General features: G+C 71.0%; 10 protein-coding genes. 5 read left to right on the plus strand and 5 right to left on the minus strand.

Translation table 11 applies throughout. The features are described 5' to 3' along the window. Window positions 1–46 precede the first annotated feature (46 nt). Window positions 47–4,900 carry an RHS repeat-associated core domain-containing protein gene (locus EIY87_RS04520; protein ID WP_125306371.1) on the plus strand — a complete coding sequence of 1,618 codons (4,854 nt, stop codon included), beginning with the start codon at window positions 47–49 and terminating at the stop codon, window positions 4,898–4,900. A 51-nt stretch (window positions 4,901–4,951) separates the two neighbouring features. On the opposite strand, the gene EIY87_RS04525 is transcribed toward EIY87_RS04520, so the two are convergent. Together EIY87_RS04525 and EIY87_RS04530 are read right to left on the minus strand one after the other, a co-directional pair. Then, on the minus strand, window positions 4,952–6,226 hold the full coding sequence (locus tag EIY87_RS04525; protein ID WP_125306372.1) for a hypothetical protein: 1,275 nt from the start codon (window positions 6,224–6,226) through the stop codon (window positions 4,952–4,954). A gap of 383 nt (window positions 6,227–6,609) precedes the next feature. Further along, entirely contained in the window at window positions 6,610–7,359 is a 750-nt protein-coding gene (locus EIY87_RS04530; RefSeq protein WP_125306373.1) for an IclR family transcriptional regulator, read from the minus strand. 123 nt (window positions 7,360–7,482) lie between these two features. On the opposite strand from EIY87_RS04530, the gene EIY87_RS04535 reads away from it, so the two are divergent. Continuing rightward, window positions 7,483–8,592 carry a mandelate racemase/muconate lactonizing enzyme family protein gene (locus EIY87_RS04535; RefSeq protein ID WP_125306374.1) on the plus strand — a complete coding sequence of 370 codons (1,110 nt, stop codon included), beginning with the start codon at window positions 7,483–7,485 and terminating at the stop codon, window positions 8,590–8,592. Then, on the plus strand, window positions 8,580–9,713 hold the full coding sequence (locus tag EIY87_RS04540; protein ID WP_225439704.1) for an iron-containing alcohol dehydrogenase family protein: 1,134 nt from the start codon (window positions 8,580–8,582) through the stop codon (window positions 9,711–9,713). Before EIY87_RS04535 ends, EIY87_RS04540 begins: the two co-directional genes overlap by 13 nt. A gap of 161 nt (window positions 9,714–9,874) precedes the next feature. Here EIY87_RS04540 and EIY87_RS04545 read toward each other — a convergent pair whose 3' ends face one another. From EIY87_RS04545 to EIY87_RS04550, 3 genes are all read right to left on the minus strand, one after another. Further along, a complete protein-coding gene (locus EIY87_RS04545; RefSeq protein WP_125306375.1) occupies window positions 9,875–10,288 on the minus strand; it encodes a histone-like nucleoid-structuring protein Lsr2 in 414 nt (137 codons plus the stop codon). Between the two features lie 140 nt (window positions 10,289–10,428). Then, the gene (locus tag EIY87_RS47975; protein ID WP_191983948.1) at window positions 10,429–10,596 is read right to left on the minus strand and encodes a hypothetical protein; all 168 of its coding nucleotides are present in this window, start codon (window positions 10,594–10,596) and stop codon (window positions 10,429–10,431) included. Between the two features lie 325 nt (window positions 10,597–10,921). Then, window positions 10,922–11,578 carry an HU family DNA-binding protein gene (locus EIY87_RS04550; RefSeq protein ID WP_125306376.1) on the minus strand — a complete coding sequence of 219 codons (657 nt, stop codon included), beginning with the start codon at window positions 11,576–11,578 and terminating at the stop codon, window positions 10,922–10,924. A 559-nt stretch (window positions 11,579–12,137) separates the two neighbouring features. On the opposite strand from EIY87_RS04550, the gene EIY87_RS04555 reads away from it, so the two are divergent. Continuing rightward, window positions 12,138–13,880, plus strand: a complete 1,743-nt coding sequence (locus EIY87_RS04555; RefSeq protein ID WP_125306377.1) for an ATP-binding protein — start codon at window positions 12,138–12,140, stop codon at window positions 13,878–13,880. 35 nt (window positions 13,881–13,915) lie between these two features. Next, a complete protein-coding gene (locus tag EIY87_RS04560; RefSeq protein WP_125306378.1) occupies window positions 13,916–15,076 on the plus strand; it encodes an exonuclease SbcCD subunit D in 1,161 nt (386 codons plus the stop codon).

Raw genomic sequence — 15,076 nt, forward strand, 5'->3', positions numbered from 1 at the left:
ACTAGGATCGGCCGAATGCTGATCTTGGGCGAGGGAGTCGGTTGCTGTGGGTAACCCGTTGGTCGCGCAGGCGCAGGATTCCACGAAGTCGTATTCCGGTGTGCCGCTGCTCGAAGACGCCATCGGCCTGAAGGACGCCATCGAGAGCGGGGACTGGGCCTCGGTCGCGATGGGCGCGGTGGGCACCGCGCTGGACGCGCTGACCGCGGTGATGGACCCCTTCGGCGCGATCTTCGCCGCCGGCGTCGGGTGGCTGATCGAGCACGTCGGGCCGCTCAAGGAAGCGCTCAACGCGCTCACCGGGAACGCCGACGAGATCGCGGCGCAGTCGCAGACCTGGAACAACATCGCCAAAGAGCTCGAGGACGTCTCGACCGAGCTGACGAACGCGGTCAAGGCCGACCTCAACGGCTGGCAGGGTCCCGCCGCCGACAACTACCGCAAGCGTGCCGAAGACACGTCCGGGCTGCTGGCCGCCGCGCAGAAGGGGTGCGAAGGCGCCGGAAGCGGCGTGAAGACCGCCGGTGAGGTCGTCGGCGCGGTCCGGACGCTGGTGCGCGACATCATCGCCGAACTCGTCGGGCACCTGATTTCGTGGGCGCTGCAGGTGGTGTTCACCCTCGGCATCGGGCTGACCTGGGTGGTGCCGCAGGTCGTCGCCGCCGTCGCGAAGACCGCGTCGAAGATCGCGAGCCTCACGACCAAGCTCGTCAAGGCACTCAAGGCATTGGTGCCGCTGCTGAAGAAGGCGGGCACCCTGTTCGAGGACGCCGCCAAGGGACTGAAGAACATCAAGGGCGGCAAGGTCGGCCCGCCGCCCAAGCCGGGGAAGATCGACGGCAACCCGAAGTCGCCCGACGTCAAGGACGGCAAGGGCGGCAAGGACGGCGACTCCACCACCACCTCCGGTGACCACTCGGGCGGGGGCAAGGGCGGCGGCTCGTCGTCCGGGGACCACGCCGGCGGCGGGGGCAAGGACGGCGGCGGGGGCAAGGACGACTCCACCTCGACCTCGGGCGACCACTCCGGCAACGGCAACAAGACCCCGGGCGACCCGCCGCCGGCAAAGGGCAAGACCGGCGACACCGGCGGCGGGGGCAAGGAAACCTGGGAGTGCAAGACCGACCCGGTGGACATCGCGCGCGGCAACGTCGTGATCGACCAGCTCGACCTGGAGCTGCCGTCGCCGCTGGTGCTGGAGCGGCTGCACGTCTCGTCCTACCGCGCCGGCCGGTGGTTCGGCCCCACCTGGGTGTCCACTGTGGACCAGCGGCTGGCGGTGGGCCGCGAGCACGTCCGGTGCTACGCCGCGGACGGCACCACTCTCGTCTACCCGCTCGCCGCGCCGGGCACGCCGGTGCTGCCCCTGGACGGGCCGCGGCGCCCGCTGACCCGGCACGCCGACGGCAGCTACACCCAGGCCGATCCGCTGCGGGGCCGGGAACTGCGGTTCGCCGCGTTGCCGGGACGCGGCGCCGCCGAACTCGTCGTGCAGTCGGTCACCGACGAAGACGGCGCCCGGGTCGACTTCGGCTACGACGCCCTCGGCGCGCCGCGGACCCTGCGGCACTCCGCCGGGTACCGGGTGGAGCTGGAGACCGAAAGCGGGCGGGTCACCGCCGTCCACGTGACCGACCCGGCCGGCCAGGCCCGGGTCCTGGTGCGGCGCTTCGGCTACGACGCGCTAGGACGCCTGACGAGTGAGTTCAACGCCTCCGGCCGTCCGCAGGTCTACGACTACGACGGCGCGGGCCGCGTCACCGGCTGGCAGGACCGCAACGGCACCTGGTTCCGCTACGTCTACGACACCGACGGCCGCTGCGTCCGCACCATCGGCGACCGCGGCTTCTACGACGCCGAGTTCGTGTATGACACCGAGCGCCGGATCACGACGTTCACCGATTCCCTCGGCCACTCCGGCGAGTACCACTTCAACGAAGCCAACCAGCTCGTCCGCGAGGTCGGCCCGCTGGGCCAGGTCACCACGTCCGAGTGGGACCGCGACGACCGCCTGCTGTCCCGCACCGACCCGCTCGGGCACACGACGTCGTTCGCCTACGACGAGCGGGGCGGGCTCCGGTCGGTGACCCGGCCGGACGGCTCGGTCCTGCGGGTCACCCAGGACGCCGCCGGGCTGACGATCGAGACGACCGCCGACGACGGCACCGTGCTTTCCCGCTTCTACCCGCGCGACGAGGCGCCGGACCCGTACACCGAGCCCCTCGGCATCGCGAAACCGCTGACCTCCGAGCAGGCCGCCTGGACGCGCGGGGACGAAGAGCCGCCGCCGGTCGAGCGGGACGTGTTCGGGCGGCCGAAGTCGGTGCTCAACCGGTCCGGGCAGCACGTCGTGCTCGGCTGGACCGCCGACGGGCACGAGCGGCTGCGCGTGCGGCCCTCCGGCGTGCGCGAGACGCGCGGCTACGACGCGGAGGGCAACGAGGTCGAGCACGTCAACGGCGCCGGGCTGGCCGAACGGACCGAGTACGGCCCGTTCGACCTGGTGACCGCGACGATCGACGCGTCGGGCGCGCGGACGACCTACACCTACGACACCGAGCTGCGGCCCAGCACGGTCACCAACCCGCTCGGGCAGACCTGGACCTACCGCTACGACCCGGCGGGCCGGGTGGTCGAGGAAACGGACTTCGACGGCCGCACGCTCAGCTTCGGCTACGACCGGGCGGGCCGGCTCGTCCGGGCGGTGAACGGCGCGGGCGAGCACACCGAATACGTCCGCGACGTGCTCGGCAACGTCGTCGAACGCCGTTCCCCGGCCGGCACGACGCGCTTCACCTACGACGCGGTCGGGCGGATGACGGCCGCGGTCATGGCCGACGTCGAGCTCCGCGTCACCTACGACGGCGAGGGCAACGTGCTCAGCGAGTCGGTCGACGGCCGGACGCTGACGCACGCCTACGAGGCCGACGGCACCGTGCGGCGGCGCACCCCGTCCGGAGTGGACAGTGTGTGGACCTTCGACGACGCCGGGCGGCCCGCGTCGCTCGTCGTCGCCGGGCACACCGTGCGCTTCGAGCACGACGCCGGTGGCCGCGAGGTCTCGCGCGCCGTCGAAGGCGGGGTCGCGGTCACGCAGGTCTTCGACGTCGACGACAACCTGGTCGGCCAGTCGGTGCTGGCCGCGGGGGCGCCGCCGCGGCACCGGCGGTTCAGCTACCGGCCGGACGGGCTGCTGACCGGCATCGACGACGACGCGGCCGGGCCGACCCGGCTCGTGCTCGACGCCACCGGGCGGGTGGCCGAGGTGCACGGCGCGGCCGGCAGCGAGGCCTACCGCTACGACCCCGCCGGGAACGTGGTGGAGACGAGGGAACCCGGCCCGGTGCCGACCGCGGGGCCGCGCCGGTACGCGAACAACCGGCTGGTCGCGGCCGGCGCCGTCACCTTCGACCACGACGTCCAGGGCCGGGTGATCGCGCGGAACGAGGGCGGCCGGGTCTGGCGGTACCTCTGGGACGGCCAGGACCGCCTGCTTTCGGTCACGACCCCCGAGGGCGACCAGTGGTGGTACCGGTACGACCCGATCGGCCGCCGGATCGCCAAGCAGCGCGTCGTCACGTCGGCCACCGGTGCCCGCGTCGTCGCCGAGTCCTACGAGTTCACCTGGAGCGGCGCGCTGCTGGTGGAGCAGGTGCACGTGGACGCGGCGCAGACCCGGCACGTCACCGTCTGGGAGTACCACCCCGGCGACGACCGCCCGGTCGTCCAGGTCGAGCGCGCGGCGACGCTGCGGGACCGGTTCTTCGCGATCGTCACCGACCTGGTCGGCAAGCCGACCGAGCTGCTCGACGCGGCGGGGGCGCCGGTCTGGCGCGGCAACGCGGGCCTCTGGGGCCGCGAGACCGGCCCGGCGGCCACCCCGCTCCGGTTCCCGGGCCAGTACGCCGACGCCGAGTCGGGGCTGCACTACAACGTCTTCCGCTACTACGACCCGTCGACCGGCCGGTACCTGAGCCAGGACCCGCTCGGGCTGGGCCCCGCGCCCAACCCGGCCGCCTACGTCGACAACCCGCTGGCCGACCGCGACCTGCTCGGCCTCGCCTGCGGCAAGGGCGGCAAGAACAAGACGAACGACCAGCCGGGCGGCGGCGACAACGCGGGCAACATCCCCCGCGGCGGCGGTGGCAAGAAGGGCAAGGGCAAGAACACCGACGACACGCAGGCCAGCAGCTCCGGCGGTGGCGGCAAGACCGACACCCACTCGCTGGGCAAGCACGACGGCACCGAGGTCCAGGTCGACTCCCACCAGGGCAAGCACCAGCAAGGCAACCAGAGCTTCGGCATGAAGTACACGGGCGGCTCGGGGACGAAGTTCCCGGACAGCGTCAACGACAAGTGGCACCAGGACTACTTCTCGAAGGAAGTCGCCAAGTACAGCAACGACCCCGCCTACGCCAAGCACGGCACGGAGGGCAAGAACCCCGGCTCGATCGACCAGAACGTGAACGCGAAGAAGGACACCCTCGACGCGCACCAGGAGAAGGTCGACGAGCTCGAGGCCGAGCTCAACGCGAAGAAGGCCGCGTACAAGAACGCCTCGCCGGACGACAAGCCGGCGATCATGGAAGAGGGCAAGAAGCTCAACCAGGAGTTCAAGGACGCGAAGGCCGACCGGGACAAGGCGGAAGCGGACTACAACGACGCCAAGGCGGAGCGCGAGAGCTACGACGGCAACCGCAAGTCCGTCCAGTACGACAAGGACGCGAAGGACGACGGCGTCCAGTACGACATGACGTCGTACTGGAAACCGGACGGCAACGGCGGCGGCAACTGGGTCACGACGTACCACTGCAACCCGGCGGTGCCGAAGGGCGGCAGTGTGGAGAAGGACTGGTGGCAGCCGCACGGGAAGGACATCGCCAAGCAGTACGGTCTGTGAGGTCCGGGCCCGAACCGGTCGAGCACACCGAGCCGGCCGGCGTCCGGTCTGTCACGGTCCTTTCCACGAGGACATGAGGCCGGTTGCCCGCGCGGTGCTGATCCAGGACTCGAGAGCCTGGCGGACGACGGAGCTGATCGCCACCGGCAGGGGCACATCGGCGCTGCCCTTGGTCAAGTAGAACATCACTGCGGCGTTGAACGCGTTGTTCCGGCCAGGGACGTCCCGGGACGGCGGCAGGCCGGGAGTGACCGAGACGGTCGGCAGCAGCTCGTTGTCCAGGATTATGTGCGCCGACGTTTCGTCCATGGCCGCATGGCCGCGTATCACGGTCACCCGCGGTAATTTTCCGCTGGCAGCGAACTTCTGCAGCGTTTCCTCGACCGTCGAATCGCCGTCGCTTTCGACGTCCGCGAGCACCATCAGGCGGCATAGTTCGGGAAAGGTACAGATGTACAGATCTATCAGTCTCTGGCTGAACGCTTCGAGAAGTGCGTCTGCGGAGCTCCTGTGGTCCTCCGGGAGGAAACGTCCGTGGTCGACGCAAACGAGGAGGTTCGGCGAGAGGTTGGCGAGGGAGTGGCAGAGTTCCTTGTGCAGTCCGGTCCGGAAGTAACCGGACACGTGGAGCACACCGCCGCGGCTGGTTTTCTTGACCAGCTTCTTCAGCAGCGGCCCCCAGTCCAAGCAGTCCAGCGCTCCCTTGTGAGTGAACGTCGTCCGGTAGCTGCTGTCCGCTTGGAGCAGGTGCAGGGAGACACCGGACTGCATGTGGGCGTCGCGTTGGTAGTGGGCCCGGCGTATCCACTCCTCGTCGTCCAGCTTGGTGCGGAGCTCACTGCTCAACGCGGTCTGTTCGCCCAGACGTGAGTAGAGGTAGCTCTTGTGGCGGAAGTTCTGGTACAGGTAGTGCCCGACGTAGCAGGCCGACCCACCACAGTCGTAGCGAACTCGGTCGAGGTTGCTGTATTCGTAGTTCTCGAGGCGCTTGAGGGTGACGGGCTGCACCATGAGATCGAGGTAGACGCCACCGAGGATGAAGAACCCGGGCCGCCACGAAGTCCGTACGGCTTTCAGTCTCCACTCCAGGGTGGTGTCGCGGCGGGACAAGCCGGCTCTGCTTCGCCAGCTGGGGTAGAGCTGATCCGCCCCGCGGCGCAGTAGTGCCTCGACGGTGTCGGGAAGCCGCTTGACCAGGTTCCTGGCGAGGTTCAACAGGGGGCCGCGGAACAACCGCACCAGCGCTGCCGCGATGACGAAGGCGGCGAGCTTCAAGGCGACATCGTTCAGCAGAACTGTCTTCGATAACTCCAGTACCCTGGTCATCGGCGACTCCGAGTTGTCGTTCCAACAGCAACTGGGTGTCGTTGGGAGTCGTGGGGAAAGAAATATCTGTTACGCGGGGGTGTATCAACCCGGCCACCGTGGGGTTACTTTGCCGCAGGTTTGCGGGACTCGGTCTTCGGGGTGAAATTCCTCCACTGTCGAGCTCTTGGTGTGGCCGTGGCAGGCCGGATTTGCCGGGTCGGCCTAGAAGGGGAGTCCGCTGGGCCGGCGCCGGGTCCCGGCAGCGGTCAACACCGCGCCCGAGGCGTTGTCGATGAATCGCGTCGGCTCCTGACGTCGCGCACGTCGCCCGACGTGGGTGCGGTTCCCGATGCGCCGATCGCCGCGGATGGTCGTCTGGGTGCAGGTCGGCCGGGAGGTGATCAATTCGCCGCCGTGGTCACCCAGCCGAGGTGGGCGGAAATGCCCGCCGCCGCCTTCGCCGTTTCGCGGCCCGCGGCTTCGAGACCGTCTCCCAGCCTCGAAGCCGGGGCTGAGACGTTCAACGCCGCGACCACGCGGCCGCGGAAGTCGCGGATCGGGGCGGACACCCCCACCAGCCCCGGCTCGAACTCCTCGCGAACCCGGGCGTAGCCGTCGCGACGGGCCTCCTGGATGCTCAGCCACAGCTCCGGCAGAGAAGGGACCCCGGCGAAGCGGATGTAGAGCTCGTCCGGGGTCGCGTCGAGCAGCAGGACGCGGCCCGCCGACGTGCTGCGGGCCGGGACGGTCCGGCCTTCCCAGTCGTGGGCGCGGAACGAATGGCCCGACACCGACAGCAGGGTCAGGACGTCCTGGTCGCGCAGGACGCAGAGGTGCGTGGTCTCCTCCAGCTCGGCCGCCAGGTCGCGCATCACCGGCTCGGCCGCGCGCGCCAGGCGGTCCTCGATCGTGCGGGCGACCAGGGAGAACAGGCGCCAGCCGAGGCGGTAGCCGAGGGTGTCCGGGTCGCGCTCGACGACTCCCTCCTCGGCCAGGGCCTTCAGCGCGCGGGACACCTGGCTCTTCTCGCGGCCCGTGAGCTGGGCGAGGCGGACGACGCCCAGCCCGCCCGCGCGCCGCGCCTCCGGGGACGCCAGGGCCTCCAGCAGGTCCAGGTCGCGGCGCAGGCCGCCTCGTCCGGGCGTGGGCATGGCACGGAACGTACCGGGAGTTGGCGTCAGCGCAACGGGCGTTGCGATGTCAGGCCGGGTCTTGCCCGCCGGTTTCGCCCGCTCCTACCGTCGGCGTACTGCCGGCCGGACCGGGGAGCGCCCATGAAGATCACCGCCATCGTGCTCGACCGGCTGCGGCTCGCGCTCGATCCGCCGCTGCGGGCGGCGTGGGATCCGGAGCCGCGGCGGCACTTCGACGCCACCATCGTGCGCGTGCACACCGACGAGGGCGTCACCGGCATCGGCTCCGGGGACACCATGGCCGGGTTCGCCGCCGTCGAGCACCTCTTCCTCGGCGCGGACCCGCTGGACATCGTCCGGCACGTCAAGGCGATCGAGACGGCCAACTTCCACGGCGGCCGCTTCTGGCCGCTGGAAGCCGCGCTCTGGGACGTCGTCGGGCAGGTCGCCGGGCTGCCCGTCGCGGCGCTGTTCGGGAACGCTGCCCGCGCGCTGCCCGCGTACGCCTCCTCCGCCGAGCTGAAGCCGCCGCCGGAGCGCGTCGAGACCGCGTTGCGGGCCCGGGAGGCCGGGTTCCGGGCGATGAAGATCCGCATCGACCGCGACCACGTCACCGAAGGGGTCGCCGCCGTCGCGGCCGTGCGGGACGCGCTCGGGCCGGACTTCGGGATCATGGTCGACCTCAACCAGTCCTGGCGGATGGCCGGGGACACGAGCGCCGCGGCCGACCTCGCGAAGACGCGGGACCTGGTGCGCCGGCTCGGTGAGCTGGACGTGCTCTGGGTCGAGGAACCGTTGCCCTACCACGACCTGGCCGGGTTCAAGACCCTCCGCGCGGAGAACCCGGGCGTCCGGATCGCGGCGGGCGAGATGCACCACTCGGTGCCGGAACTGCTGCGCTACCTGGAAGAGGACGTCCTGGACGTCTACCAGATGGACGTCGTGCTCGCGGTCGGCATGCACCGGGCCCGCACGCTCGCCGAGCTGGCGCTGCTCAAGCACCGCGCGTTCACGCCGCACAGCTGGACCAACGGCATCGGCGTGCTGGCCAACCTGCACGTCTCGGCAGGCGTCGGCGGCGGGCCGTACTTCGAGTTCCCCTGGGACCCGCCCGGGTGGACGCCGGAACGCCGCGACTTCATGCTGGCCGAGCCGGTGATGATCACCGCCGCGGGCGAGGTCGAGGTGCCGCGCCGGCCCGGGCTCGGCGTCGAACTGGACGAAGAGGCGGTGCGGCGGTGGCGGATCTGACCCGCGGGCGGCTGTCCGTCGAGCTGAGCGGCCGCACCGAATACGGCCCCGGCGTCGTCGCCGAACTGCCCGCCTTCGTCGAGCAGCTGGGTCACGCGCGGGTGTTCGTCGTCACCGACCGCGGGCTGCGGGCCACCGGGATCGTCGGCCGCGTGGAGAAGATCCTGGCGGGCATCGAGTACGCCGTCCACGAAGACGTCGGGCCGAACCCGTCGACGGCCGAGCTGGACCGCGGTGCCGCCCGCCTGCGCGCGTTCGGCGACGCCGTGGTGCTCGCGCTCGGCGGCGGATCGGCGCTGGACGCGGCGAAAGGCATCTCCCTGCTCGCGGGCAACCCGCAGGCGCTGGCCGCGGACGCCGACCGGCTGTGGGACGCCGCCGATGGCCTGCCCCTGATCGCCGTCCCGACGACGGCGGGCACGGGCGCGGAGACCAACGGCTTCGGTGTCACCGAGGACGTCCGCGCCTGCCGCAAGGTCTACATCGGACACCCGTCGGTGAAGCCGCGGATCGCCGTCCTGGACCCCGAACTCACGCTGGGCCTGCCCGCCGCGGTCACCGCCGCATCGGGCCTGGACGCCCTGGTCCACGGCATCGAGTCGCTGTCCTCACGCGGTTCGAGCCCGATCTCGGCCGCGTACGCCACGCAGGCCGTCAGCCTGGTCGGGCGCTGGCTGCCGGTGGCCTTCCGGGACGGGAGCGACCTCGAGGCGCGCTCACAGCTGATGCTGGGCGCCCACCTGGCGGGGCACGCCCTGACGTTGTCGGGACTCGGGCTGGTCCACGGCATCGGGCACGCGCTGACCGCGCACACCGGGACGCCGCACGGCGTCGCGCTGGCGGCGGTGCTGGAGGAGGTGATGGAGTTCAGCGCCGAGGCGGCCGCCGCGGCTCACGAGAGCACGGCGTGGGCGCTGCGGGTGCCGCCCGGCTCGGCGATCGGCGCGGTGCGGGAGATTTCCGGGGCGCTCGGGATCAAACGGCCGTTGCGGGAGCTGGGGGTGGAACGGGACCGGATCCCGGTCATCGCGGCGGACGCGGTCGCCGACGCTGTGACGAAGAACGCGCCGCGCCTGGCACGGGAAGCCGACGTCGTCTCGCTGCTCCGGTCGGTTTACTGACGGGCCGGCTAGCCAAAAGAATGCCGGCGGGGAATTCGGGCGGTGCCGGAAGTGACGAGCCGGTCGCTGCCCGTACCCGGGGGAAATGGCCTCCGTCGGCGGCGAGGGTGTTCAGTCCTTGCCGCCAACGGGCCGGGTCCCCAGTGATACCGGCCACCGCCTCACTTCTTCGCGGCGGCGACCTTCTTGCGCGGGGCACGCTTGCGCGGGGCGGCCGCGGGCGTTTCCGCTTCCTCGGCCTGGGCCTGCTCGTAAGCCGCGATCACCTCGGAGGAAAGGCGGCCGCGCTCGGACACCTCGTAGCCGTTCGCGTTGGCCCAGGCGCGGATCTGCTGGTTGCGCTCGCGGTCGGTCGTGCTGGTCGTGGTCGACTGGCCGGTGGCCACGCGGACCTTGCGGCCCCCGATGCGGCGGCCCGCGGAAACGTAGCGGGCCAGTTCGTCGCGCAGGGCGGTGGCGTTGTCGTCCGACAGGTCGATTTCGTAGGTGACGCCGTCGAGGCCGAACTGAACGGTCTGGGCGGCTTTGCTGCCGTCGATGTCGTCCAGGATCTCGACGAGGACTTTCTGGGCCACGGGAATGCTCCTCAGCTGGATGTGCGCTCGGCGAACGTGACGTGTGACAAGTTGCACAATGGTCGTCGTTCTTCGGTGGAGTGTATCCAGTCGGGGATCGCTACGGCAATTTCCCGGCCACTTACCCGACGTCCGGCGGGTTAATCGGCTCGCATTCCCGGATCGAAGCCCGCTTCGCCCGGCGCCTCGCCGTCGTCCGCGTCGGCCAGGTCGGCCTCTTCGGCGGCCTCCTTGGCCTCCTTGATGGACTGACGGCTGCGGGCGAGGTCCGCTTCGGGGTCCTGGGGCCGGTTCTCGTTCTCCGTCATCGCGACTCCTTTGCCGGGGCTGGTTCCCGGCGGCTACCCCGCAACCGGGAACCGCAACCACCGGCGTTTCACCCCAACGGGTGGGCCGGTGGGCGAGCCTCGGTAGCGGCAAGGTGGGCTGAAGGGGACTTTCCTGCGATGTGATGAGAGGAAAGTCCCCTTGAGCGCGTGGGATGAGAGCAACGTCCCCTTCAGCCCACCTCGGCCGACGCGACTTTGCCGAGCCCCCAACGGGGTGGGCCGGGACCGGTTTCGGGGCGCCGGGAACGCGGAAGGGCCCCGCACCTGACCTCGGTGCGGGGCCCTTCCGGCGGTAAAGCCGGTGTTACTTCTTCTTGGCGGCCGACGTGCGCTTGGCCGGGGCCTTGGCGGCGGCGGGCTTCTTCGCCGCGGCGGTCTTCGTGGCGGCCGGCTTGGCGGCGGCCTTGGCGCGGGTGGTGGTCGCCTTCGCCGTGGTGGCCTTGGCCGCGGTGGTCTTCGCCGCGGTCTTCGGGGCCGCCTTGGTGGCGGTGGCCTTGGCGGCCGGCTTCGCCGCGGTGGCGCGGGTCCGCGTGGTGGTCGAGCGCGTGGTGGCCGGCTTGGCGGCGGCCGCCCGCGTGGTGCGGGTCGTGGTGGCCTTGGCCGGGGCCGCGGCGGCCTTGGTGGCGGTCGCGCGGGTCGCCGTGGCGGTGGCGCGCTTGACCGGGGTGGCCTTCGGCAGCTTCTTGGTGCCGGAGATGACGTCCTTGAAGGTGGTGCCGGCGCGGAAGGCGGGCACGTTGGTCTTCTTGACGCGCACGGCCTCACCGGTGCGCGGGTTGCGCGCGGTCCGAGCGGCGCGGGCGCGCTTCTCGAACACCCCGAAGCCGGTGATGTTGACCTTCTCGCCCTTGTTGACCGTCCGGATGATGATGTCCACCAGACCGTCGACGGCCTGCGAAGCCACCTTCTTGTCGCCCAGGCGCTCCGACAGCGCCTCGATCAGCTGGGCCTTGTTCGTCATTCCAGTCCTCCATAGTGGAACTACTAGTCACGGCCCATCTCGGCCGACACTGCACACGGTATTACCAATACCGCACAAAATCCAACCGGGGGGTGAAATATTTCCTTGTACGGGGGCGGGTTCCGCCTCTCGGGCGGCTTCCGCCGGAACCAGGCCGAACGACGCATCGGACATCGACCACCGCTCTGAGCAGGGAAAACAGGGGTCCGCCGCCGTCCACTGTGGTCGTCCATATAGGACCCGAGGGCCTTTTGGAGAACTTTCGCCGCGACACGCCGGGAGTGGCGGGCCCCCGCCGTGTGGCGGGGGCCACGCGGGTCCCGGATCCCGCGCAGCGGCCCGGGTTCGGCGTCTCCGGAGCCCCGCGGTGACCGCGTCGCCGGCCGCGGGAAAGGGTTCTGCGGCGGCAAAAGGATCTTCCCCGAAGGGTGAACTCACTCGTTCGGCGCAGTCCGGCCCGGGCGTGACATCGCGGGTCAGCGCCGTGTTGGCCGCGGGACTGTCGGTGCCGCGGGCTAGTCTGCCGCGGGAGGAACACCCCGCGCGGACAGGGAGAACCGTGGACCAGGAGACGCTCACCACCGTGGTCGGACGGGTGGCAGGCACCGAAGACTCGACGCCGCTGCAGTTCTGCGTGGCCATCGACCCGGAAGCCTATCTGCAGCTCGACGACGTCGTCGTGACCCGGCGGGACCTGCCGGGGCTCGGGAAAGTCACCTCCTACGGCGTGGTCACGCAGGTGAGCGCGCGGCACGAGGGCGCCAGCTTCGGCAGCGACGTCTTCCTGATCTCCGACGGCGTCCTGCCCGCGCAGGTGCAGGAGATCGCCGAGATCGCCACCACCCGCGTCGAACCCGAGTGCTACGTGCCGCCCAAGCCGGGGTCGGTCGTCGAGCGCGCCAAGGGGGAAGATCGCGCGCAGGCGCTGTACTTCGACAACATGACCCGCCAGGTGGCGGTCGGCCTGGGCCGGGACGGCGAACCCGTCTACCTCAACATGGACTTCCTCGACGGCACGCGGGGCGCGCACGTCAGCATCAGCGGGGTCTCCGGCGTGGCCACCAAGACCTCGTTCGCGTTGTTCCTGCTGCACTCGATCTTCCGCGGCGGCGCCCTGCCCAACGCCCACAACGCCAAGGCCCTCGTCTTCTCCGTCAAGGGCGAGGACCTGCTGTTCCTCGACACCCCCAACGTCCACCTCGACGAGAACCTCAAGGCCGAGTACGCCAAGCTCGGCCTGCCCGCGGAGCCCTTCGCCTCCGTCGGGTTCTACGCGCCGCCGACGCCGTCGGACACCACCGGGAAGCCTTACGTCACCGGGCGCACGTCCGGCGTCGGCGCGTTCTGGTGGACCATCGCGGAGTTCTGCGCGAAGGACCTGCTGCCCTACGTCTTCGCCGACGCCGAGGACGAGCGCAACCAGTACACGATGGTCATCCACCAGGTCGCGAACCGGTTGCGGCTGGACAGCACCCCGGCGGGCAAGGACGGCGCCGCGAACGTCGACGGCGTGCTGTGCCGCACCTACGCCGAACTCGTCGACGTCATCTGCGACCGGGTCACCGACGAGGAAACCCGCGCGAGCTGGGCGGGCGCGGTCACCGGCGCGGGCACGGTCAACGCGTTCATCCGCCGCCTGCGCTCCAGCCAGCGCGCGTTGTCCGGCCTCATCCGCGGCGACCTCGCCGACCACCCCGCGCGCTCGCTGTCCACGGAGAACCAGCAGGTGACCGTGGTGGACATCCACAACCTCGTCGAGCGCGCGCAGCGGTTCGTCGTCGGCGTGACGCTGGCGGCGGAGACCGCGCGCAAGGAAGCCGCCGGGCCGGGCGGGCTGCTGTTCACCATGCTGGACGAGCTCAACAAGTACGCGCCCCGGGAAGGCAGCAGCCCCATCAAGGAGGTGCTGCTGGACATCGCCGAGCGCGGCCGGTCCCTCGGCGTCATCCTGATCGGCGCGCAGCAGACCGCCAGCGAGGTCGAGCGCCGGATCGTCAGCAACAGCTCGGTGCGCATCGTCGGGCGCCTCGACGCCGCCGAGGCGTCGCGGCCGGAGTACGGCTTCCTGCCGCAGAGCCAGCGGGTCCGCGCGACGCTCGCCACGCCCGGCACGATGTTCGTGAGCCAGCCGGAGATCCCGGTGCCGATCGCCGTCGGCTTCCCGTTCCCGGCCTGGGCCACGCGGCTTTCCGAGGCCGGCCAGGTGCCGGCGAAGACGGCGACGGCGAAGAAGGCCGACCCCTTCGCCGGCCTGCCGTCGGGGAGCGCCGACCCGTTCGGTGACGACCCGCCTCCCTTCTGAGCCCACCGCCCGCTACCCGAACGGAAGGACGAAGTGTGAAGTTCCTGCACACCTCCGACTGGCACGTCGGCAAGACGCTCAAGGGCCGCAACCGGCTCGACGAGCAGCGCGCGGTGCTCGGCGAAATCGTCCGGATCGCGCGGAAGGAGGAGTTCGACGCCGTCCTCGTCGCGGGCGACCTGTACGAGACGTCGGCGCCCTCGGCCGCCGCGCAGGAGCTGGTGGTGCAGGCGCTGATGGCGCTGCGCGACACCGGCGCCGAGGTGCTGGCCATCGCCGGGAACCACGACCACGCCGCGACGTTCGAGGCCTACCGGCCGCTGCTGCGCAAAGCGGGCATCCACCTCACCGGGAACCCGCGCCCGGCCGCCGACGGCGGGGTCGTGTCGTTCGACGCGCGTTCGACGGGCGAACGCGTCAACGTCGCCGTGCTGCCGTTCCTTTCCCAGCGCTACGCGGTCCGCGCCGCCGAGCTCATCACCGGGACGCCGGCGGACAACGTCGGCGAGTACGACCAGCGCGTGCGCGACATCCTGGAGCACCTCAAGGAAGGCTTCACGCCCGGCGCGGTGAACCTCGTCATGGCGCACCTGACGGTGACCGGCGGCGCCATGGGCGGCGGCGAGCGCGCGGCCCAGTCCATCTTCGAGTACCACGTGCCGGCCACGGCGTTCGGCGCCGATCCGCACTACGTCGCCCTCGGCCACCTGCACCGCCGCCAGTCGCTGCCCGCCGCGTGCCCGGTGCACTACAGCGGTTCGCCGTTCGCGGTCGACTTCGGCGAGCAGGACAACAAGAGCGTCGTGCTGTCGGTCGAGGTTTCGCCGGCGACACCGGCGAAGATCACCGACATCCCGCTGACCTCGGGGCGGCGGCTGCGGACCGTCCACGGCACGGTGGCCGAGCTGATCGGCCGCGCCGAGGAGTTCGGCGAGGACTACCTGCGCGTCTACGTCCGCGAAGCGACCAGGGCCGGGCTGCGCGAGGAGATCCAGGAAGCCCTGCCCCACGCCCTGGAAATCCGCATCGACCCGGAGTTCGCCGCGCCGGTGACGACCTCGGGCGGCGACCGCGCGATCGCGGACCGCTCACCGGGGGAGCTGTTCGCGTCCTACTGCGAAGAGCGCACCGTCGAGGACAAGCGCGTCCAGGCGCTGTTCGCGCGGCTGCACGACGAAGAGACGAGCGGGGTGTGA

The sequence above is a fragment of the Amycolatopsis eburnea genome, from assembly GCF_003937945.1.
GTDB classification, from domain to species: Bacteria; Actinomycetota; Actinomycetes; order Mycobacteriales; family Pseudonocardiaceae; genus Amycolatopsis; species Amycolatopsis eburnea.